The organism is Brucella sp. 22210, from assembly GCF_052045675.1.
Taxonomy (GTDB): domain Bacteria; phylum Pseudomonadota; class Alphaproteobacteria; order Rhizobiales; family Rhizobiaceae; genus Brucella.
In genome coordinates, this window is record NZ_JBQEPD010000174.1 from 1 (window position 1) to 454 (window position 454).

Genomic DNA, 454 nt, shown 5'->3' on the forward strand with positions numbered 1-454 from the left:
TGGTTTGTTCAAAATCGATATACGACCATGCGGATATTTTTGATGCAGGAAACTGCGACAGCGCCACGATGTATCTGCCGATAGCCAGCATGTACCGACCGTCTCGGGATTCAATCAGCGCGCACGCCTGCGAGGTGAGCTTGTTTCCCACTTCGGCGATAAGTTCCTGAATGAAGCTGTCAAAAGCGCTGCCGATGTCGCTGGCGTATGCAGCGTCGTAAGCTTCGCGGGTGCGGAGCGAGCGAACGCCTGTTTCATCGAGATAGAACACGTCATTCGCGCCGTAATCGACGATGCTTCGCGGTGCTATAGTACCTGTATTGTCGATCACCTGTACGATTTCGCTCTGCATCGCGTCTGCTTCGAGCGAATAGATCAGAATTACGTTGCGCGAGAAAATGGCCACGTTTGCGGCGTATTTCGACATGCCGATCAGATTGCCAACCGCGTCGGC

At 53.5% G+C, this 454-nt stretch carries 1 protein-coding gene; it reads right to left on the reverse strand.

Annotated features, from left to right (window positions below; translation table 11 throughout):
* Nucleotides 1-427 (reverse strand): hypothetical protein (locus ACTJKP_RS27210; protein WP_440632879.1); only part of this gene is annotated, 427 nt, incomplete at its 3' end.
* Nucleotides 428-454: the final 27 nt, after the last annotated feature.